This window comes from Paenibacillus sp. 2KB_22 (assembly GCF_052115745.1).
GTDB lineage: Bacteria > Bacillota > Bacilli > Paenibacillales > Paenibacillaceae > Paenibacillus.
The window spans coordinates 238,168-260,218 of the sequence record NZ_JBFRHG010000002.1 but is presented as its reverse complement, the minus strand read 5'-3'; the positions used below and the strand labels follow the sequence as shown (position 1 = coordinate 260,218).

General features: G+C 46.6%; 20 protein-coding genes. 12 read left to right on the top strand and 8 right to left on the bottom strand.

Annotated features, from left to right (window positions below):
- Nucleotides 1-67: 67 nt before the first annotated feature.
- The 3 genes from AB4111_RS12055 to AB4111_RS12045 are packed head-to-tail and all read right to left on the bottom strand — an operon-like array spanning nt 68 to nt 2,709.
- Complete coding sequence (locus AB4111_RS12055) at nt 68-931, bottom strand: SDR family oxidoreductase (RefSeq protein WP_442031810.1); 864 nt, start codon at nt 929-931, stop codon at nt 68-70.
- Nucleotides 928-1,995 (bottom strand): mannonate dehydratase, encoded by a 1,068-nt coding sequence (uxuA, locus tag AB4111_RS12050; RefSeq protein ID WP_442031809.1) that lies wholly within the window; start codon nt 1,993-1,995, stop codon nt 928-930. The genes AB4111_RS12055 and uxuA overlap by 4 nt, the downstream gene beginning before the upstream one ends.
- A gap of 39 nt (nt 1,996-2,034) precedes the next feature.
- Nucleotides 2,035-2,709: a GntR family transcriptional regulator gene (locus AB4111_RS12045; protein WP_442032756.1), complete on the bottom strand. Its 675-nt coding sequence runs from the start codon at nt 2,707-2,709 to the stop codon at nt 2,035-2,037.
- A 272-nt stretch (nt 2,710-2,981) separates the two neighbouring features.
- On the opposite strand from AB4111_RS12045, the gene AB4111_RS12040 reads away from it, so the two are divergent.
- The gene (locus AB4111_RS12040) at nt 2,982-3,284 is read left to right on the top strand and encodes an ArsR/SmtB family transcription factor (RefSeq protein WP_442031808.1); all 303 of its coding nucleotides are present in this window, start codon (nt 2,982-2,984) and stop codon (nt 3,282-3,284) included.
- A gap of 91 nt (nt 3,285-3,375) precedes the next feature.
- A complete protein-coding gene (locus tag AB4111_RS12035) occupies nt 3,376-4,779 on the top strand; it encodes an aldehyde dehydrogenase (protein WP_442031807.1) in 1,404 nt (467 codons plus the stop codon).
- A 31-nt stretch (nt 4,780-4,810) separates the two neighbouring features.
- On the opposite strand, the gene AB4111_RS12030 is transcribed toward AB4111_RS12035, so the two are convergent.
- A complete protein-coding gene (locus tag AB4111_RS12030) occupies nt 4,811-5,722 on the bottom strand; it encodes an AraC family transcriptional regulator (protein WP_442031806.1) in 912 nt (303 codons plus the stop codon).
- 219 nt (nt 5,723-5,941) lie between these two features.
- Between AB4111_RS12030 and AB4111_RS12025 the strand changes: the two genes are divergently transcribed.
- The 9 genes from AB4111_RS12025 (at nt 5,942) to AB4111_RS11985 (ending at nt 17,247) form a co-directional block, all read left to right on the top strand.
- On the top strand, nt 5,942-8,131 hold the full coding sequence (locus AB4111_RS12025) for a glycoside hydrolase family 52 protein (RefSeq protein WP_442031805.1): 2,190 nt from the start codon (nt 5,942-5,944) through the stop codon (nt 8,129-8,131).
- On the top strand, nt 8,128-10,269 hold the full coding sequence (locus tag AB4111_RS12020; RefSeq protein WP_442031804.1) for an alpha-glucuronidase family glycosyl hydrolase: 2,142 nt from the start codon (nt 8,128-8,130) through the stop codon (nt 10,267-10,269). The genes AB4111_RS12025 and AB4111_RS12020 overlap by 4 nt, the downstream gene beginning before the upstream one ends.
- Before the next feature lie 79 nt (nt 10,270-10,348).
- Nucleotides 10,349-11,416, top strand: a complete 1,068-nt coding sequence (locus tag AB4111_RS12015) for an NAD(P)-dependent alcohol dehydrogenase (protein ID WP_442031803.1) — start codon at nt 10,349-10,351, stop codon at nt 11,414-11,416.
- A 168-nt stretch (nt 11,417-11,584) separates the two neighbouring features.
- Entirely contained in the window at nt 11,585-11,851 is a 267-nt protein-coding gene (locus AB4111_RS12010) for an HPr family phosphocarrier protein (RefSeq protein ID WP_442031802.1), read from the top strand.
- 144 nt (nt 11,852-11,995) lie between these two features.
- Nucleotides 11,996-12,247, top strand: a complete 252-nt coding sequence (locus AB4111_RS12005; protein WP_062834756.1) for a type B 50S ribosomal protein L31 — start codon at nt 11,996-11,998, stop codon at nt 12,245-12,247.
- A 437-nt stretch (nt 12,248-12,684) separates the two neighbouring features.
- On the top strand, nt 12,685-12,993 hold the full coding sequence (locus AB4111_RS12000; protein ID WP_442031801.1) for a Dabb family protein: 309 nt from the start codon (nt 12,685-12,687) through the stop codon (nt 12,991-12,993).
- 149 nt (nt 12,994-13,142) lie between these two features.
- Nucleotides 13,143-13,904, top strand: coding sequence for an SDR family NAD(P)-dependent oxidoreductase (locus AB4111_RS11995; protein WP_442031800.1), 762 nt, complete (start codon nt 13,143-13,145; stop codon nt 13,902-13,904).
- A 535-nt stretch (nt 13,905-14,439) separates the two neighbouring features.
- Nucleotides 14,440-16,167 carry a ubiquinone-dependent pyruvate dehydrogenase gene (gene poxB / locus AB4111_RS11990; RefSeq protein WP_442031799.1) on the top strand — a complete coding sequence of 576 codons (1,728 nt, stop codon included), beginning with the start codon at nt 14,440-14,442 and terminating at the stop codon, nt 16,165-16,167.
- A gap of 324 nt (nt 16,168-16,491) precedes the next feature.
- The gene (locus tag AB4111_RS11985) at nt 16,492-17,247 is read left to right on the top strand and encodes an SDR family NAD(P)-dependent oxidoreductase (RefSeq protein ID WP_442031798.1); all 756 of its coding nucleotides are present in this window, start codon (nt 16,492-16,494) and stop codon (nt 17,245-17,247) included.
- A 120-nt stretch (nt 17,248-17,367) separates the two neighbouring features.
- On the opposite strand, the gene AB4111_RS11980 is transcribed toward AB4111_RS11985, so the two are convergent.
- The 4 genes from AB4111_RS11980 to AB4111_RS11965 form a co-directional block, all read right to left on the bottom strand.
- Nucleotides 17,368-18,552: an MFS transporter gene (locus AB4111_RS11980; RefSeq protein WP_442031797.1), complete on the bottom strand. Its 1,185-nt coding sequence runs from the start codon at nt 18,550-18,552 to the stop codon at nt 17,368-17,370.
- A gap of 228 nt (nt 18,553-18,780) precedes the next feature.
- Nucleotides 18,781-19,068 carry an ArsR/SmtB family transcription factor gene (locus tag AB4111_RS11975; protein ID WP_442031796.1) on the bottom strand — a complete coding sequence of 96 codons (288 nt, stop codon included), beginning with the start codon at nt 19,066-19,068 and terminating at the stop codon, nt 18,781-18,783.
- 157 nt (nt 19,069-19,225) lie between these two features.
- Complete coding sequence (locus AB4111_RS11970; protein ID WP_442031795.1) at nt 19,226-19,567, bottom strand: ribosomal protein L7/L12; 342 nt, start codon at nt 19,565-19,567, stop codon at nt 19,226-19,228.
- Nucleotides 19,568-19,607: 40 nt separating this feature from the next.
- Nucleotides 19,608-20,807 carry a cytochrome P450 family protein gene (locus AB4111_RS11965; RefSeq protein ID WP_442031794.1) on the bottom strand — a complete coding sequence of 400 codons (1,200 nt, stop codon included), beginning with the start codon at nt 20,805-20,807 and terminating at the stop codon, nt 19,608-19,610.
- Nucleotides 20,808-20,997: 190 nt separating this feature from the next.
- Here AB4111_RS11965 and AB4111_RS11960 point away from each other — a divergent pair, with 190 nt between their 5' ends.
- The gene (locus AB4111_RS11960; protein ID WP_442031793.1) at nt 20,998-21,975 is read left to right on the top strand and encodes an aldo/keto reductase; all 978 of its coding nucleotides are present in this window, start codon (nt 20,998-21,000) and stop codon (nt 21,973-21,975) included.
- Nucleotides 21,976-22,051: the final 76 nt, after the last annotated feature.

Below are 22,051 nucleotides of genomic sequence, written 5' to 3'. Positions count from 1 at the left end.
CCACGTATCGGTTAATCACTGGATACACTATTTAGTTTGGACATTCCGTGTAAAACTAGAATAGATGTTATACACCAGAGTACGCCATAAATCCGCCATCTACAGGAATGACTGTACCCGTCACGAAGCCTGACTGTCTTTCATCCGCAAGCCACATCAATGTGCCAAGCAGATCTTCCGGTTTGCCGAAGCGGCGCATGGGCGTATGTGCAATAATTTTACTGGAACGCTCCGTAGGTGAGCCGTCTGGTTGCAGTAATAGATTACGGTTCTGCTCGGTCAGGAAAAACCCGGGTGCAATAGCATTGACACGAATACCGGATTCGGCCAGATGAACGGCAAGCCACTGCGTGAAGTTGTTAATTGCTGCCTTCGCAGCACTATACGCTGGAACTTTCGTCATGGGCGATGGGGCACTCATGGAAGAAATGTTAATGATAGTAGCAGGAACATCGCGCTCTATCATATGTTTTGCAAAAATCTGAGTCGGAATGAGAGAGCCGACAAAATTCAGATCCATCACCTGACGAAATCCCTCTACGCTTACATCGAAAAATGTTGTGACATCGCTTTTTTCCAGATCTTGCAATCTGAAAATTTCATTCGTGGTGTTGGCACTGGCGTTATTGCCACCGGCGCCATTAATAAGAATATCACAGGGGCCAAGCTGTTCCAGCACAGCATCTGCCGCCGCTTGCACACTTTCGGCCTGGGTTACGTCACAGGCAACAGCAATCGCTCTGCCACCTGCAGCTTCAATTGCAGCTACAACTTCTTGCCCCTTGGACACGGTACGGTTCAGAATGGCTACACTTGCACCATGCCGAGCGAGTTCTTCTGCCATGGAGCGGCATAATACCCCAGCACCTCCGGTGATTACAGCCGTTCTGCCTTTGAGACGAGATGAGCGTTCATATTGGTGTTCACTCATGCTTTTGCCCTCCTTTGCAGGGAATCCCAGACGCCCCAGAGATACATGATTCCCAAAGCTCTGTCATAGAGTCCATAGCCAGGTCGGCACTGTTCTCCCCAGAGATGACGACCATGGTCGGGTCTTGCATAACCTTCATAACCGATATCGTGATAAGCCTCAACAATCCCTGCAATATCAACACTGCCATCCTGACTGCGATGTGAGGTTTCGATAAAGTCTCCATTGTCGTAGATTTTGACATTACGAATGTGGGCAAATGGAATCCGATCCTTGAACTCGTGTATCATCCCGATAATGTCATTATCAGCATTCGCTCCCAAAGAGCCGCTGCATAGCGTCACGCTATTATAAGGGCTATCATATAGATTCAGATATTTTCGAACATTCTCCTGACTCGTAATAATCTTTGGTAATCCAAAGATTGGCCATGGCGGATCATCCGGATGGATGGCCATTCGAATCCCCAGTCGTTCGGCTGTAGGAATAATCTCTTGCAGGAAATAACGTGCGTGTTCCCACATATGATCCTCGGTTACATCCTTGTAGGCTTCAAACAGACCTGTTAAGTACTGCAATCGTTCCGGTTCCCAACCTGGCATGGTGAGTGCGGAGTTTTCCGTAATGCGACGAACCAGTTCCAGAGGTTCTATATCTGCGAGTTTACTGTGCTCATAGAAGAGGGCAGTTGAGCCATCCTCCATTTCCTTGTGCATATCCGTGCGCAGCCAGTCGAAGATTGGCATAAAGTTGTAACAGATGACCTTCACACCAACCTGAGCCAGTTTCTCCATCGTTTTAATATAGTTCGCAATGTACTTATCCCTTGATGGCAGCCCCAACTTGATATCCTCATGGATGTTCACACTCTCAACGACATCCAGATGTAACCCGGCCTTGTCCGCTGCTGCTTTGACAGCGAGTATCTTGTCCATCGGCCATTCCTCTCCAGCAGGAACATCGTGCAGTGCCCACACAATACCTTCTACACCCGGAATCTGCCGGATATGATCCAGCGTTACCGTATCATTGCCTTCGCCAAACCAGCGAAAAACCATTCTCATCACGTTCACCTCATCATGAATAGTAGGAAGAAAAATCAGTCATTGAAAATAGGAAGGATATGTATCCTGCAGGACAGCCAAATCGGTGACAGTTAAATGCAAGTGTTCCTGCATCAGTCGCTCTGCTGTGTCGGCATCATGCTGCTGAATGGCCTTGACCATGGACCTGTGCTGTTCAATCAGGTGATCCCACTGGTGATCGGAGGACAGCCGAAGCATACGACTTCGATTCAAATGTACATTCATCTGCTGGATAACAGTCCATATGTTGCTTTTATTGCAGCCTGCAAAAAGAGTGCTATGGAATTCCTCATCCAATTGGAACATTCGTTCATCATCCGGTTTGACTCTGCATTCCTGTTGCCACGCAAGGTTCTGTTCAAGAGCTACCATCTGTTCGTTCGGAAAGTTCTCGCAGGCTAGCCTGATTACGGCTCGTTCGAGCTGTTCACGCATGAACCGTGCTTCCTCAACGAGATCGACCTGAATCAGAGAGACGTATGTGCCACGCTGTGGATACACTTCCAGCAGACCTTCCTGTGCCAGTCTTACAAAACTTTCTCGAACAGGTGTCCGGCTTACCTGGAACTCCAGCGAAATTTCCTTCTCAGAAATAGCTGTTCCCGGAGGCATTTTCAGACTCAAAATGAGTTGTTTCAGCGTGAAGTAAACGACATCTCGCGTTGAGTAAGATTGCTTATTCATGGAAGACATACTGCTCGCAACAGGCAACAAACCGGCTTTGGATGATAACTTTGGGGTATATTCCACAACTTCAACTCCTTCAATGACATACTACCATACTTGTATGGTAGTATGGAAGCGCTTTATCGGCATTATGTTAAATTTAGTTGATGATTCACTTGCAGTTCAAGGGAGTAAAGAGTACAATTCAGTCTATTAGGTTCGAATGTTTAAACCAACAGACATTATACGTAGAAAATATACGTAGAATATTGAAAAAGAAATCGTATAGAGGTGAAACCATGGGACAAAAAGCAATTAGCGTTTTTCAATCCTGTATCCCGTTATTTCAGGTGTTAAGTGACAACCATCGTCAATCCATTTTGCTGACACTCACTGAGAAGGGCAGAATGACGGTGAATGAAATTACCGAACAATCCAGCCTATCCCGGCCAGCCATATCTCATCATCTCAAGCTTTTGTTAGAGAAGGGACTCATATCCGTGGAACAGAAGGGCACACAGCGATATTATTCGGCTTCATTGAATGCATCGGTGGAACTGTTGAAGGAACTGGTAGCTGCTTTGGAAGAAGAGTGTCTGTAGATTAATAATGACCAAACATGCTTTGGCATGTGGCTAATAGGTTCGTGAGTTTAAACATTTAATCCATAAAGAAATAGAGGAGCATGCATATATGACAACGACTATACAGGAAGTAACCAGTCAGGAAGTTGAACTAATTTTGGAACAGCAACGACAATTCTTTCATTCCGGGGTCACACGATCAGCAGAAGCTCGAATTGCCCGTCTGACCCAACTCAAGCAGGCGATTCAAAAGTATGAAACCAGACTGACAGAAGCTCTATATCAGGATTTGGGCAAAAGTGAATTTGAATCCTACACAACCGAGATCGGATTTATGATGGATAGCATCACACACACCATTCGTAAAGTGAATAAATGGGTGAAACCCGTTAAAGTGAAAACGCAAATGGCACTCCTGGGTTCGAAAAGTTATATCATACCCGAACCCTACGGGGCGGTTCTGATCATCGGACCGTTTAATTATCCATTTCAACTCTTAATCGAACCATTGGTAGGTGCTATTGCGGCAGGCAACACAGCCGTACTCAAAGCGTCAGAGAATACACCTGCGGTGTCCGCTGTTGTACGTGAGATGATTGCGAGCGTGTTCGAACCCGCATACGTACAAGTGCTTGATGGTGCAAAAGATACAACGACAGCGCTGATTAACGCGCCATTCGACTATATCTTTTTTACAGGCAGTGTACCGGTAGGCAAGATTGTGATGGAGGCAGCTGCCAAAAATCTCGTTCCTGTTACGTTAGAACTGGGAGGCAAAAGTCCGGTCATCGTTGATGAACAGGCGGATATCAAAGTAGCGGCCGAGCGCATTATATGGGGCAAACTGCTCAATACAGGACAGACCTGTATCGCACCCGATTATTTACTTGTGCATGAGCGCGTGAAGGAACCGTTAATTACGGAGATGAAGGCAGCAATCGTGTCCTTCTTTGGTTCGGATATCCAGCACAACAAGGACTATGGGCGAATCGTGAACAAGGGACATTTTAAACGTTTGACGAATTTGATTGAGCGGGATCAGGCCAAAGTGATATATGGGGGAGCTTCGGATGAGCAAGATCGCTTTATAGAACCGACGCTGATTGATGCAGAATCATGGGATGCAGCGACAATGGAAGATGAGATATTTGGACCGATTCTGCCGATCATCAGCTACCGTAACCTCGATGAAGCCATTGTAGAAATCGTAAAGCGGCCGAAACCACTCGCCTTGTATCTGTTTACTTCAGACACCCAGATTCAGGACAAAGTGCTGCGGGAAGTTTCTTTTGGAGGTGGCTGCATTAACGATACCATCACACATGTTGCGAATCCGCGTCTGCCATTTGGCGGTGTTGGTCATTCCGGTGTTGGTTCGTATCATGGGAAATACAGCTTCGAAACCTTCTCTCATCTGAAAAGTGTACTGAAAAAAAGCACCAAACTGAATCTGCCGATTCTGTATCCACCGTATGATAACAAGCTGAAGCTGATTAAACGTTTGTTGAAATAAATAAGAAAGCCGAAAAGCCTGCTGCTGGTTCTCATTCCAGAGCAGGCTTTTCCTGTCGGTAACGGGATGGTGACATGCCGGACCAGCGCTTGAATTGACGACTGAAATGGGCAATATCCTTGTAACCAAGCATGACGGCAATATTCTGAACGGACAGCTTCGGATTGCCCAGAAGAAGCTTCGCTTCATGCAAAACCAACTGGGACAATACAGCACGGGGAGACTGACCGAATACCTGCTTGAACACGCGATTACAGTGAGAAGAACTGATACCCAGCTCGGCTGCAATATCATCAATGCCATAGTGACCGTTTGATTCGTGTCCCTGTTTAAATTGCTGACTCATCAGGCCTTGCAATCGATTACGAATCTGGTGGGCGAGTTCGATCTTTTCATGTCCGTCGGTAACCCATTGTGCTGCCTCTTTCGAGACCGCCTCCCACAGATGGCCAAATAGTTCGAATACTGCAGATTGCAACTGCATACGCTGCACCATCGTATTTGCAGTTTCATCATCCGCAGATGACATTAATTTGCGTAAAACCGGCTCAATTTGCTGTGTAACCGGACTATCCGCGCTGAATCGTACTTGTTTGATGCGTGCCAGCAACGATAGGAACAACTGATCATCAATATCAAAATGCATGCAAAAATACGTGAATCCCTTGCCGTTATGGCTCTGACTGGAATGAATGCTTCCCGGAGGAATCAGGAGCAGTTCGCCAGCCTTTTGAATATATAGGGTACCGTTCACCATCATGCGTTGCTCGCCTTCGGTAACATAATTCAGTTCATATTGAGGGTGCTCATGCGCCGGATAATCCCAGTCCGTACCAACACTTCGTAAATGAATGGCGAACAGATTGACGGTTGTTTGCACATCTGGGTAAAAAACTTCATGGACACTTTCTCCCAAAGCAGGAGGCAAATACGTTGAAGACATGGAAAATCCCCCTTTATAGAGGTTGTTCAAAAAAAGCGCTTTTGATTACGTACTTATCTCAAATGGAATGATTCTTTGTAACCGCTTTAATCCATTATAGTCTATCAGCTTGATTTGGGTAAATATCCGATTGATTTGATCATGGTCTGAGGTGGAATCCCGTGTTAGGATGGGGCTAATGAAAACGTATGCAAACTATTTTGAGAGGGGTTATGATTCGTGAGCACATCGAAATCCATCTTTTATAATGCACATCACGCACCGATTGGTGCTTTTGCGAGTTTCACACTGGGATACAAAGGAGCCAAAGGCGGGTTGGGTCTTGAACTCGGCAAACCGGCAGACCAGAATGTATATATTGGATTACAATCTCGTGATGGAGAGAATTATCAGGCGCTTCCTTTTTATGAAGCTTCCGAGGATGAGAGCAGCCGCTATGATGTAGAGAAGTTGGAGAATGGGGACACGGCGTCAACAACAGCGTCCCAAGTGCCACAACCTCTTATTGCGGCTTTTCGTGATGAAGAGATTACCCGTGAATTCACCTCAGGTACGGATACGTGGACTGCAGGAGATCTGACGTTCCGTATCTATTCGCCTGTACGTCCAGTGCCTGATCCAACAAGTGGGGATCGAGAAGCTTTAATGGATGCACTCGTACCTGCAGTCTTGGTTGAGATGACGATTGACAATACGCAAGGTCAACAAGCACGCAAAGCCTACTTTGGCTATCAGGGTAATGATCCGTACTCTGCGATGCGTCTGATCGGGGGACCGGAAGGCGGCTCCATCACAGGTGTGGGACAAGGTAGACTTACAGCGATTATGTCGGCAGATGACGGACTGTGGCCAGCACGCGGATTCACGCTGGAGAAGCTCTTGCAGGAGAAACATCGGGATAATCTGGCATTTGGACTTGGCTCAACCGCTGCACTACTGATGGAGGTGGCGGCTGGAGAGAAACGTACGTATCAATTCGCCGTATGTTTCTATCGCGGGGGCATTGTGACAACCGGAATGGACACAACGTATTGGTATACGCGCTACTTCTCCGATATTCAGGCAGCAGGAGCTTATGCACTCCAACGCTTCAGTGAATTGACTTCATCTTGTGGAGAGGTTGAACAGCGCCTTGGAACAGGAGCTTTGACCGAAGATCAATCATTCATGCTTGCTCATTCCATTCACAGCTATTATGCCAGTACTCAACTGCTGGATGCCGATGGCGAACCACTCTGGGTGGTGAACGAAGGGGAGTATCGGATGATGAACACACTTGATCTGACAGCCGATCAGTTGTACTTCGAGCTTGCCTTGAATCCCTGGACAGTGCGTAATGAGCTGGAGTGGTTTGTCAAACGATACAGTTATACCGATCAGGTTCGTTTCCCGGGGGAAGAAAAGTTACATCCGGGCGGAATTACCTTTACCCATGATATGGGTGTTGCCAACGTGTTCTCGCGCTCTGGATACTCGGCATACGAGCTGGTTGGCATTGACGACTGCTTTTCACAGATGAGCCATGAGGAACTGGTGAACTGGCTCTGCTGCGCGACCGTATACATTGAACAGACACAGGATCAAGCATTTGTGAAAAATATGCTGCCTGTTATCCAGGAATGCTTCGAAAGTATGCTTAATCGTGACCATCCTAACGCTGAAGAGCGTAACGGACTGATGGGTCTGGATAGCAGCCGTACACAAGGTGGAGCGGAAATTACAACTTACGATAGCCTGGATGTGTCACTTGGTCAGTCTCGCAATAATATCTATCTGGCGGGCAAATGTTGGGCGGTCTATGTTGCATTGGAGAAGCTGTTCGCAACGGAGAAGTTGGCGGATCTGTCACATCAGGCAGGGCTTCAAGCGGATCGTTGCGCTGCCAGCATTGCTGCACAGTTGACGGATGGCGGCTACATTCCGGCAGTTATTGCAGAAAATAATGATTCTCGAATCATTCCGGCGATTGAAGGTCTGGTGTTCCCTTACTTTACAGGCTGTGAAGCAGCACTGGATGTCACTGGTCGCTTTGGACCTTATCTGAAAGCACTCCAAACTCATCTGAAGACGGTTCTTGTGCCGGGAACATGCCTGTTCGAAGATGGAGGCTGGAAACTGTCCTCAACAAGCAATAACTCGTGGCTGAGCAAAATCTATCTGTCCCAGTTCATCGCTAGAGAGCTGTTGGATGTGGAATGGAATGAGACAGGCAAGGCAGCAGACGCGGCTCATGTCAACTGGCTGCTGCATCCAGAGGAATCGTACTGGTGCTGGAGTGACCAGATCCTGTCTGGTGTAGCGGTTGGTAGCAAGTATTATCCGCGTGGTGTAACGTCGATTCTATGGTTGCTCGAAGGAAAAGGAAATCGCCTTGCCCAGATCTATGCGAGCAAGGAGGCGGTACAATGAACCAATCCGTCGTTCAATCTGCATTGTCAGGTCCACAGTATGATGCGTGGCTGGGATATCACTCCGAATTGCCAAAAGCGAATGGAATTGCCCATAAGAAGGCTCCTGCGTGGAGCAAGCTGATACTGGCGGAAGAGAACCATGGCGTAATCACAACAGCGCTGACTGAACTTTCACGGGGACTGGAGAAGTTGTATGGAGTGAAGCCCTCGGTCAGTCAGCTGTCTGATGCTCAGCAAAGTGAGCGGGACAATCACGATTCCGCTCCCGCCATACGAATCGGTACTTGGACCGGGAGCACTTCGGTGGCTGCTTCGTTCAGTGAGACAGAGCGTTCAACTGTTCAAGGAGAAGGGTACATCATTCGTGAGACCGAAGGTGTGCTGACCATTGGTTCAGAGACTCCCCAAGGTGTATTGTATGGTGCATTCCATCTGCTTCGGGAACTGACATTGGATCAAGGAGCTGCAAGTGAGGCGGATGGCGCTGGGAGTAAGTGGAGATTCATCACAGAGCAGCCTACCAATGCACTACGAATGATTAATCAGTGGGATAACGTGGACGGAAGCATTGAACGTGGTTACGCAGGAGACTCCATTTTCTATGATAACGGAGAATTCACACTGGACTTGGAACGCATCAGGGATTACGCACGCTTGCTCGCTTCGACGGGCATGAATGCCATATCGATCAACAATGTCAATGTACACCGCCGTGAGAGTCTGTTTCTGACGGAACGTTATCTTGGTGATGTCGCAAAAGTTGCCGCTGAATTCAGAGCGTATGGCATTCGATTGTTCCTGAGCGCCAACTACGCGAGTCCGATCGAGATTGGTGGATTACGTACGGCAGATCCGTTAGATGAGCAGGTACGGGAATGGTGGAACATTCAAACGGCGAAGGTCTATGCAGCCATTCCGGATTTTGGGGGTTACCTGATCAAGGCAGATTCCGAGAATCGGCCGGGACCGTTCACGTATAACCGTGATCATGCCGATGGTGCAAACATGCTGGCTGAAGCTCTTCGGCCATTCGGTGGATTGGTCATCTGGCGTTGCTTCGTCTATAACTGCAAGCAGGACTGGCGGGATCGTTCCACGGACCGTGCACGTGCAGCATATGACCACTTTACGCCGCTGGATGGGCGTTTTGCCGAAAATGTCATTTTACAGATCAAAAACGGGCCGATGGACTTTCAGGTGAGGGAGGCGGTATCCCCGCTGTTCGGCGCCATGGAACATACGAATCAGGTGATTGAATTTCAGATTACACAGGAGTATACCGGCCAACAGCGTCATCTCTGTTATCTGGTTCCCCAGTGGAAAGAAGTACTGGACTTTGACACCTACGCCAAAGGTAAAGGTTCAGAGATCAAACGAATCGCGGACGGTTCTCTGTATAAACGACCTCACAGTGGCTTCGCGGCAGTCTCCAATATTGGTGCTGATGCCTGCTGGACAGGACATCCACTCGCGCAGGCGAATCTGTATGGGTACGGAAGACTTGCGTGGAATCCGGAGCTGTCCGCGGAAGAGATTGCCGAAGAGTGGGTGAGACTCACATTTGGACATGATGACGAAGTTGTACGGCAGGTTACGGAGATGCTTTTGACATCACTAGATATCTATGAGAATTACACGGCGCCTCTCGGTGTGGGTTGGATGGTTAATCCGGAACATCATTACGGGCCGAATGTAGATGGATACGAGTATTCCAAATGGGGAACGTATCACTTTGCCGATTGTCATGGCATTGGTGTAGATCGAACCGTGAAGAGCGGCACAGGGTATACCTCACAGTATCACCCTGAGAATGCTGATCGTTATGAGTCCGTAGACACCTGTCCGGATGAGCTGATCTTATTTTTCCATCACGTGCCGTACACCCATGTTCTGCATTCTGGTAAAACGGTCATTCAGCATATTTATGATACACATTTTGAAGGTGTTGCGCAGGCAGAGGCGTTAGCAGAGACATGGAGACAGCTTGAGGGCCATATCGACCCGGTTATTTTCAGCAAAGTTGCTTCATTACAGGATAACCAGGCCGAACATGCCAAGGAATGGCGGGACATGATCAATACGTACTTCTATCGCAAGAGCGGCATTGCGGATGAACAAGGTCGAACAATCTATTAAATGGTGATGTGAAGACAGAAGATACCTTGTTTTCTTTGATACAATAGACAGCATGGACATACATGAGGAGGAGAAGCATATGGGACAACATCAACTGCCCGAAAACATGAAGGCCGCTGTCATGACAGAGCCAGGACACATTATTATTAAGGAACAACCTGTCCCGCAACCCGCAGCGGATGAGGTATTAATCCAGGTGATGGCTGTCGGGGTGTGTGGCTCGGATGTGCATTATTTCGAACATGGGCGCATTGGCAGATTTGTAGTGGAAAAACCAATCATTTTGGGTCATGAGTGTGCGGGGATCATTGCTGCAGTTGGCTCGAACGTATCACGTCTGAAATCAGGGGATCGGGTTGCTATTGAGCCTGGAGTGACTTGCGGACGTTGCACGGCATGCAAGGAAGGTCGCTACAACCTGTGTCCGGATGTACAATTTCTGGCGACTCCTCCGGTGGATGGGGCATTTGTACAATACATGGTGATGCGTGAAGATATGGTATTCCCGATCCCGGATCATCTGTCTTACGAGGAAGCAGCCATGAACGAGCCATTCTCCGTTGGTATTCACGCTGCACGCCGTAGCAAGTTGGCTCCGGGTACAACCCTGGCGATTATGGGCATGGGCCCCGTTGGACTCATGGCCGTGGCTGCTGCCAAATCTTTCGGTGTAGAGAAGATCATTGTAACGGATCTGGAGGAAGTTAGGCTGGAAGCGGCTCGCCGCATGGGTGCCACTCATACCATTAATGTGCGGAATGAAGATGCATTGGCTGTGATTCGCGAGTTAACCAATGGTGTGGGTGTCGATACCGCATGGGAAACAGCGGGGAATCCAAAGGCGCTACAATCCGCTCTGTACTCACTTCGACGCGGAGGCAAACTTGCGATTGTGGGTCTGCCTGCACAGGACGAGATTGCACTCAATGTTCCATTTATCGCGGACAATGAAGTTGATATCTATGGCATATTCCGATATGCCAACACGTATCCGGCAGGAATTGAGTTCCTGAGCTCCGGCCAGCATGACGTAATGTCCCTGATTACAGATCGTTATTCACTTGAAGAGACACAGCAGGCGATGGAGCGTGCATTACACAATAAGAGCGGCAGTCTGAAGGTCATGATATATCCGAACGGCAGATAAGAACAACTTGTAAGAGTCCGGCAGTTCAGGACTCTTTTTTGTTTATATTTTTGCAAAAAAAGTATGGGTCAAGCTCCCATAACATGGTATAATTCATGAAGATTTTAATATATAAAACGATACACACCATAACGGTGAATAAGTACTTAGCGAAAGGAACTGAGGGTTGTGAGAGTACATGAATTTATGATACACGCTGATTTTCATCGGGATGATCTGATGTCGGTATCTTCTCAAGCGTCACGTTTTTCCTCGGATATTATTTTGTCGTATGTGGAGTCTGAGCATGAGCATCGTGTAGATGTCAAAAGCCTGCTTGGCATGGCGTTACTTCCCATCCGATATGGTAGTGTTGTCAGATTACAGACAAGGGGCAGGGATGAACTGGAGGCTTTGGAGTACATGTTGAATGTACTGGAGAAAGGGACGGCGTGACACCTGATGACGTGCAAAATCACAGATATCATAATTTTTTTAGCTATTCCTCAAATCCTGCTGGTACTTTGTCCAAAAAAAGAGTATAATAAAATTTAGTTTGATTCTAAAGAAGTACCCATATTAAAGGAGTGTAAATAGATTATGCCAAAAGTTGACATCCATCCAAAGACACAACTCGTAATTTTTTACGATGCAAGTGCTGATTTCAAATTCCTGAGTTCTTCCACGAAGTTCTCTAACGAAACTATGGAATGGGAAGACGGTAACTCTTACCCAGTAATCCGTGTGGACACTAGTTCCGCATCCCACCCGTTCTTCACTGGTAAACAAAGAAACGTGGATATCGGTGGCCGTGTTGATAAATTTAACCGTAAATACAACATCAACAAATAAGTTTGTCCATACATTACAAGAAAACCTCGGGATTCGTCCTGAGGTTTTTTGTGTACATATTCAGGGTAAAACCTTGTGATTTTTAATTAATATTTGTAACTATATAAATTGAACTAAACATTTACACAAAACGGAGAGGACAGAAAGAATCTGTAGAAGCGTAGCGTTCGCTTACAAGCTTTCTACAAGAAAGCTACATCGGAAGCATAAGCTATCCCCGGATTTACCCCTTTTATAGAAGGAATCAAAAAAATCTGGGGATAACAGCGATCGGAAGGTTGTTCTGTCATCGAAGTGACCAGTGTAAATATTCTTTACTTCAATTTATATAGAGATAACCATCTGATTAAAAATTAATTCAACCAATTATTGCGCTTACAACACATTCGGATGTACACTAGGAAACAGAGTAAGAACATATGAAGGAGGAAATAGAGATGAGCAGCATCACACATATGGTAACGTTTACACTATACGCAGGTAAAGATACACCGGAGGCAGAAGCCTTTTTGAAGGAAAGTTCGGATGCACTGGCTGTCATTCCTGGGGTAGAGCAATTTCAGGTTCTAAGACAAGTGAGTGAGAAGAATGAGTTTGACTACAGCTTCTCGATGGTCTTTGCGGATCAGGCTGCGTATGATGCATACAACAATCACCCAGTTCACCGTCAATATGTAGAAGAGCGTTGGGAAAAGGAAGTCAGTCGCTTCCAGGAAATTGATCTTATTCAACATGTTAATCATTAAAGGCTACATATAGGGGAATTAAGTTGAACTGCCATATACAGCATTGAACAATGCTGTATACTTCTCTAAATAGGGCTTAATTGTGCGAGATAATAACCCATTTCCGAAACCGTTTTCGATCAAATGAATTCAAGGAGGTTTTCGCTGTTATGCAATTGGATCTCACCGGAAAAACGGCTCTTGTAACAGGCGCAACCGGTCAATTGGGGAGAGTGATCGCCCGCACGTTGGCCAACTGTGGTGCCAATCTGGCTCTACACTACATAAATAATGATACCAAGGCTCGGGAGCTTCAGGGTGAGATTGAAGCACTTGGTCGTAAGGCTGTAATTGTACAGGGAGATATTACCAAGCAGGATACGGCATTTCGGATGCGTGATGAAATTCAGCCTGTCCTCGGCGGAGTGGATATCGTCGTTGCCAATGCGGTCATTCAATATGAATGGACAACGGTGTTGGAACAGTCTCCTGAAGATTATTTGAGCCAGTTCGAGTCCTGTGTTATGCAAAGTGTATATCTTGCCAAAGCTTTCATTCCACATATGCAAAACGTCAAAGCCGGTCGCTTTATTGGCATTAATACCGAATGTGCGATGCAAAACTTTGCTCATCAATCTGCCTACACTGCTGGTAAGCGTGGCATGGATGGTGTATACCGCGTGCTTGCCAAGGAGGTTGGCGAGTATCAGATTACCGTAAACCAGGTTGCACCTGGATGGACAATTAGTGAACGTGATCGCTCCAGTGAGCCTGGGCACGATGAGACATATACGCGGACTGTACCACTCAAACGCAGGGGCGAAGATCAGGAAATCGCCAATGCGGTCGCTTTTCTTGCTTCGGATCTGTCCTCATTTATCACTGGTGCCTATATCCCGGTAAGTGGTGGAAATGTGATGCCTGCCATCTAGTGTCCAACTGGATTTGGAAATTGACATGAAATACGAATAAATTGAGTTCAACCTTAATGAGGGTGTTCCATAAGTCATGAATATGACGGGGGACATCCTCTTTGCAGTGTTATTTTGTTTCAATGAACATGACACACGCTATTCGCTCCCATTTGCCCAGATCTGAGATCTAACGAATCACAGAGACGCAATTTCGTCGAATCACTGGATTTTTTAGGTGTTGAAGCCCTTTTATGACGAAATAGCGTTACTGAGGTTCGTTAAATCTTGCAACCGATGATCATCTGCCTTTTAAGATGCGGTAGGTTCGTTAGCGTTCGGTAGCCATTGGAGAGAGGAGAGATTGCTTTTGAGACAGCCCTGTTTTTTGGAATTTTGCTAACAATGAAACAACCGTTATGAGGTGCTTAATTATTCATATATCCAGACATACATATGATTTGGTTCGGTTTTCAGAAGAATGGGGTATAAGAATAGGTATATTACCTGAGTGGAAACATAATCAAAATGAGCAATTAAAGGAGACCCATCACTTATGAAAAAAACAGTCGCGGACGTTCTGGTTGAATCCTTATTGAACGCTGGTATCAAACGAATATATGGCATTGTTGGAGACTCCTTAAATGCGGTGCTCGACTCCATTCGTCGATCTGGGAAGATTGAATGGATTCATGTACGTCATGAGGAAGTGGCTGCATTTGCTGCCGGGGCAGACGCTGAGGTCAGTGGAAGTATCGCTGTCTGCGCAGGGAGCAGTGGTCCTGGTAACATGCATCTAATTAACGGTCTGTACGACTGTCATCGCAATCGTGTGCCTGTACTCGCCATCGCTGCCCATATCCCAAGTGACGAGATTGGCAGCGAATATTTTCAGGCGACTCATCCGGAGTATCTGTTCCAGGAATGTAGCGATTATTGTGAAGTGATTACAACAGCGAAACAGATGCCTCGTTCTCTTACGATGGCCATCCAGACAGCAGTCGCACGTTCAGGTATATCTGTCGTTGTATTACCGGGGGATGTAGCTGGACTTGAAGCGGCGGATCTGCCTGTGCCAGAGCATGTGTATCACGCGACCAACCCTGTGGTACATCCTTCTGAGCCGGAACTCGTTAAATTGGCAGAATATCTGAATCAAGGCAAAAAAATTACGTTGTTGTGCGGTGCAGGCTGCGCGGGCGCACGGGAACCCCTTATGCAGCTCTGTGATCGGTTGAAATCCCCTATGGTTATTGCGTTAAGAGGTAAGGAATATTTGGAGTATGACAACCCTTATTCCGTTGGCCTTACTGGCCTAATCGGGTATTCATCCGGTTATCATGCAATGATGGACTGTGATGTATTATTGATGCTGGGGACGGATTTCCCATATCGTCAATTCTATCCCGAAGATGCAAAAGTGCTTCAGGTCGACATTCAATCTTCCCATCTCGGTCGGCGTACGAAGCTGGATTACGGCGTATGTGGGGATGTAAAAGCGACCATTGAAACTTTGCTTCCTTATCTAACAGAAGAACACAGTGACAAACATCTGCGTAAAAGTGTAGATCGTTATGTGAAAGTACGTAAAGAACTGGACGAGTTAGCCGTTGGTAAACCGGGTAAAAAGCCCATCCATCCGCAGTACCTGACCAAGATCATTAGTGATGCCGCAGCAGAAAATGCCATCTTCACCTGTGATGTCGGTACTCCGACAGTATGGGCGGCCCGTTATATCGAGATGAGCCGCAACCGTAGGCTGCTCGGTTCATTCAGTCACGGAACGATGGCCAATGCGCTGCCACAAGCGATTGGTGCCCAGGTCGCTGATCCAGGCAGACAAGTCATCTCGTTGTCGGGTGATGGTGGTATTACGATGCTGATGGGTGATCTGTTGACATTGAAACAGCATAATCTGCCGATTAAAGTGGTGGTGTATAATAATGGAGCCCTTGGTTTTGTTGAGCTGGAGATGAAAGCTGCCGGATTCCTTGAATCGGGAACAGAGCTTGTCAATCCCAACTTTGCTATGGTTGCTCAGGCCATGGGTATGGAAGGCATTCGGGTTGAGGATCCGGGTGAACTGGAAGGAGCTATGCAGCGTGCGCTTCAGCATGATGGTCCTGCACTGATTGATGTGGTGGTGAACCGTCAGGAATTGTCTTTGCCACCGAAGATTGATATCAAACAGGCGGAAGGATTCACCTTATGGATGATGAAAGCCGTGCTGAACGGACGCGGTGACGAAATCATTGAATTGGCAAAAACCAATTTGCTAAGATAGGCGTTACGATTATGCGGATATGCACCGTTTGAAGTTGTAGAGATACGAACTTTAAAAGGATTGGTTATGTTAAAGAGGAGCATGCAACAAGACATTATAGTTGCGTGCTCCTTCAATAGAAATGCTGAAAATGTGACATGCAATATAGTATGAATACATATTATATGATTTGTTTTTATGTCGAAAGTCTATTAGAATAGGTAAAGTCAGGAAGGTTTTATGCCATTTTTGACCTACATATTGCATCATTACATGTACGTACCGTTTCATATCGTATTCATCGATCCAATTACAAGATGACACACACACATGGAGGAGATCAACATGAGTCACGCAGGAAAAGTAGCCATTATTACTGGAGCAGGAAGTGGATTGGGCCAAGCAGCAGCGCTAAAGCTAGCTGAGAAGGGCGCATCCATTGTCGTCGTGGATCTTGTCGAAGAGACAGGTCTTGAAACGGTTAAGCAGATTGAGAAGCTGGGAAGTAAAGCTATTTTTGTACAAGCAGATGTGAGTAAAGCACCTGAAGTTGAGAATTATGTGAAAAAAGCAGTCGAAGAGTTCGGACGAATCGACATGTTCTTTAATAATGCAGGTATTGCGGGTCCTGGGATCAAGTTGATTGAACATACGATCGAGCAGTTTGACCAGATTATTGATATTAACCTGAGAAGTGTATTCTACGGGTTGAAGTATGTGATTACGGAAATGCTCAAAACAGGTGGGGGTGCCATTCTGAACACAGCCTCCACAGCCGGTATTGTTGGTGTACCCGCGGTTGCGCCTTACGCAGCAACCAAACATGGCGTGGTGGGCTTAACCCGCACAGCTGCAATTGAATATGGCAAGGATAACATTCGTGTAAATGCGATTGCGCCAGGTACTATTGAGACACCGATGGTTGTTCAGTTTGGTAAAGATAACCCTGAAGTGTTCAAAGCAACGGTGGACAGCATTCCATCTGGACGCCTTGGCAGACCGGAAGAGATCGCGAACCTGGTTTCCTTCCTACTTGGAGATGAAGCGCCATATATCAATGGTGCAGTATACCCGATCGATGGTGCAGTAACAGCCCAATAAGCGTTAAGCTTATCGGCAATAGAATAGTCGTTAAGATGGTCAAAGAGAGGTCACTGTATGTGTACAGTGCCTCTCTTTTTAATTTCTCTTTTATACTACGAATGGTACTGCGAATCCATATCAGGTAGCGTTGTGGGATGCAGCGGTTAGTGTACTTTTCGTAGATGTTGAACGGTATGAGCTTATGACGATGATAGCGGCAATAACGACTCCGACAGCCCCAATCCAGGTAATGGATGACAATGATACGCTGCTGACCGCGATGCCACCAATACCTGCTCCGGCGGCCATAGCTAATTGCATGACCGAACTATTCAGACTAAGCATAATACCTGAGGATTCGGGAGCCATGGTGACAAGGTTATACTGCTGAGTTGGACCCGAAGACCATGCGGCAAAAGACCATAAAATCAGAACAAGGAAAACAGCGAAATGAGAGGTTGCCGTTATATTCATCAGGACCAGACTCACGATATGCACTGTCATGCCTGTGATCAACGTTCGTTTGACACCCCATCTGTCAGCACTGAATCCGCCTACTTTTGAACCGATCAGACTAGCTATACCGAATGCGAGTAAAGCTGAACTGAGTAGTGCTTCGTTCATTCCTGCAACGGTTACGAGATAAGGTGAGATATACGTGTAAGCAATGGAATAACCACCTAACCAGAAAAATGTCACCAGCAGTGCCAAACCAATTCGTGGCTGTTTGAGCAAAGACAGTTGTTTCTTCAGCGGGACAGACGCTTCCGCTTTTGAAGGCGGAATGGCGGCCGCAATAACCAGCATGGCGAGAATGCCGAGAACGGCAATGCCGGCGAAAACAAGCTTCCAATCCCAGGATGCAGCCACAAGCCTTCCAAGGGGAACGCCAACAATCAATGAAGCTGTAAATCCAGTGATTACTGTGGCGATTGCGCTAGCCTGTTTGCCCTCGGCAGCTATTTGGGAAGCGACCGTTAACGCCGTGACAACAACGACTCCCGCACCCAGAGCCATCAAGACACGTGCTGCGACGAACAGTCCATAGCCCGGCAACAGATAAGCAAGTACATTCGCTAGAACGAACAGACCAAGGAAGTACAGCAACAGCCTGCGACGATCCCAGCGCGATGTTAGTGCAATAATGACAGGTGTACCAAGCGCATATACGAGCGAAAAAATCGTAATGAGCTGCCCGGCAGCGATCAAAGAGATATTCATGGTATCTGCAATGCGATCCAAAATGCCGGCAATGACATATTCGGACGTTCCTACAAGGAAGCTGACCAAGGCAAGAACATAGATTTTAAGCGTAGAAGACATGATACATAACCTCTTTCTTTTCATAATTATTATAATTCTAGAAATATAGAAATAAAGATGAGAGAATTAGACATGAATGCCGTGAATGCAACCCATCTGCGAATGGTGATGTAACAACTGAGATCATGAAGATTGGTATAAACGTAAACTTATGAGACCTTATTCTACGATAAAATGTTGTTCAATGTTTCAATATTTCTAATTATATAGAAATATAACTTAAATTTTTTATTTATTTAGCAGATAGGGAACAAACTTCTGTGCGGTCTCCGTGTTCAGGCTGTAGTAGATATACGTACCTTTCTTCTGCGATGTGAGCAAGCCGCAATCGGACAGCTGTTTCAGGTGATGAGACAGAGTTGAAAGGGCAACGGTAACAAGGCGACTCTCCAGATCGGCAGGACACAGGTTGCTTTCGCCCGATAGAATCTGAACGATTTTGTAGCGTGTATGCTCACCCAGTGCTTTATGAATTTTGACCACTTGTTCAAGTTCATTCGGGTTTGGTTGCATCATGATCTATCCTTTCGTCTTTATTTCTTATTTCTAGTAATATGGAAATAAGGTTATCACATGTGGTTGGAAAAGTAAACTCTCGGTGAAGATTGCGCTTTTCTGCTGGCTTAACAGCCGAAATCCGGTTTAACTTCTCCGAGAGTTATGTAAGTTAATATTACCGATGTAGGGAATCAACATAGTCTTTGGCTTCTTTTAACGATAGATCTCTGGCTTCACGCAGTCGTTTGATGGCCATTATTTTATTCCCTTTTTGTACAAGTGCAATCAGCTCCTGATCCAGATCAGTATGGCCTGGTGGGCTTGTGTGGGAAGGAGATTCTTCCTTCGGCGATAATGTGTAATTGAAGTCGGAGCGAGTGCTTGCGGTTGAACCGTTCTCCAGACGCTCCACATCACTTTTTAATTCATTTAATTGGCGTTGCAGACTGGTGACTCTGACCAGTAAAACAAGGATCAGAAGCAGCAGAACGATCCATACCAAGTTGTTTATTTCCATGATGTCATGTGCCTCGCTTTCATTTATTCCTCATTAGCCATTATTTAAGCTGAACCGGGATTTCCTTGACACCACGAACAATCATGCCAGGTCTCCATTCCAGTTCATTCACATCTGCCTGAAGCTGTATATTTGGAAAACGATTCAGAAGTGTACTGACTGCAATCTCACCTTCCAGGCGGGCAAGCGGTGCTCCGAGGCAGAGATGAATGCCTTTGCCAAAAGCCAGATGTGAACTTTTTTCGCGGGTAATGTCGAAAATATCAGCATCCTTAAACTGCTGTTCGTCCCGGTTGGCGGAATCAAGCGCAACAATGACAAGTTCACCTTGAGCGATATGCTCTCCACGAAATTCAATATCTTCCAGAGCCCAGCGGGATGTGCTGAACTCCACCGGACCGTTATAGCGTAGCATCTCTTCAATGGCATTGTGAATAAGCTCGGGTTGCTTGATCAGCAGTTCGCGTTGCTCCGGATGCTCCAGCAGGGCGAGAATGCCGTTGCCGATGAGATTAACGGTTGTTTCATGACCGGCAATGATTAATAAGGAGACCACGCCAAGCAGTTCTTGTTCAGTTAACTGCTGCCCGGATTCTTCTGCAATGACGAGCTGGCTGATCAGATCTGTGCCCGGGTCTTGGCGTACTTTCGCGAACCAGGCTGTAAGATAATCCGTAAACTCCTTGGAATGCTGCTCAAACAGCTCAGCGCTCTCCGCTGTGGAAGCATCGATTACCGTATTGGACCATATGCGGAATTGGTCACGATCCTGGGCAGGGACTCCCAGAATTTCACTAATAACAATGATGGGCAGCGGGAAGGCAAAGTCATCGATCAGATTCATTTTTTCCTGTGACGGGAGATTGTCCAGCAGATCATCAGCAATGTCCTGAATATGGCTTCTCATGTTTGCGACCAGTTTGGGCGTGAATGCTTTCTGCACAAGTCCCCGAAGACGTTTATGATCTGGTGGATCGGAGAACAACATATTATTCGAGAAAATGCTTTGATTTTCAGCGCCGTAACGTCGGACCACGTCTTTGCTGAAGCGAGGATCTTTCAGTATCTGCACTGCATCTTCGTATCGGGTAATAATCCAGCCAAATTCCCCATGAGGAAACATGACTCTGAAAACGGGTTCATCTTTTCTTAACTTTTCATACACCGGGTAAGGGTTATGCGTGAATTCTTTGGTAAAAAACGCTGGCCTTGAGGATTCGTTCGATTCATTTGGTTTCAAATGCAAAATCTCCTCTCATATTCCTGCATAATACCTGCACCTTCTATATATTCAATACGTAAGCTTTTGAAACCTTGTTTTTGGTCCATACGGATGATAGAGCAGGAAAATTGAGGGAGATGGAAGAAGACATGTGTAGAGAGAATCGCTTATTATGCTTGGTAAAAATGAAAATGAGGTGAACGCTGACATGTCTTACGCACAACTTCCTTTGCATCACCACCAGATTCCGGCAAGTCGAATGGTTCTTGGCTGTATGCGGTTTGGGGGTGAATGGGACGGGCTCCCCATTACTTCAGATCTTGTCGTGGAAGGTCATCGAGCGGTAGAAGCAGCTATCGAAATAGGTATTAATCACTTTGATCTGGCGGATATATACACACGCGGTAAGGCAGAGCATGTATTGGGGCGAGTTTTATCCGAAACTCCTGGCTTGCGTGAACAGATCATTATACAGTCGAAGTGTGGTATACGTCTTGTGGGTGATGATGAAGGACCGCAGCGTTACGACACCTCAGGTGCACATATCCTGGCAAGTGTCGACGGTATCCTGGAACGGCTCGGTATCGATTATCTGGATATTTTGCTGTTACACCGTCCTGATCCACTCGCCCATCCGCAAGAGATTGGAGAAGCACTGGCTGGGCTTCATCATTCGGGTAAAGTGCGCCATTTTGGTGTGTCCAACATGGGTTCTGAACAGATTCGCCTTCTTCAGCTCCATAGTAAAGTACCTCTGATTGTGAACCAGTTGGAGATGAGTCTGGACAAAATCGGATTCGTAGAAGCTGGTGTGACCGTAAATCGACCTCAAGCGAGAGACAACGTATTTCCCTATGGCACGATGGAATATTGTCAGGCAGAGCATATTCAACTGCAGGCTTGGGGTCCACTTGCTCAAGGGCGATTCACCGGTAGGATCGTCGAAGGACAACGTCCGGAGATTGAACATACGGCTGGGCTGGTTGATCGAATGGCCAAGGAGCGAGGTGTGACACCGGAATCTATTGTACTGGCTTGGTTAATGAAGCATCCAGCAGGGATTCAGCCTGTCATTGGTTCAATTCGACCAGAACGTATTCTGGCCTGTCGTGATGCAGTGAATATGGAGCTTACCCGTTATGAGTGGTACGAGCTGTATTCCGCTTCATGCGGTCGTAGAATGTAAGTAGACATTGAAGAGATGGGTTCGTTTCGATCAAAATTCATAGATATTGGGTGAAAAATGAATGTAGAAGAAGACA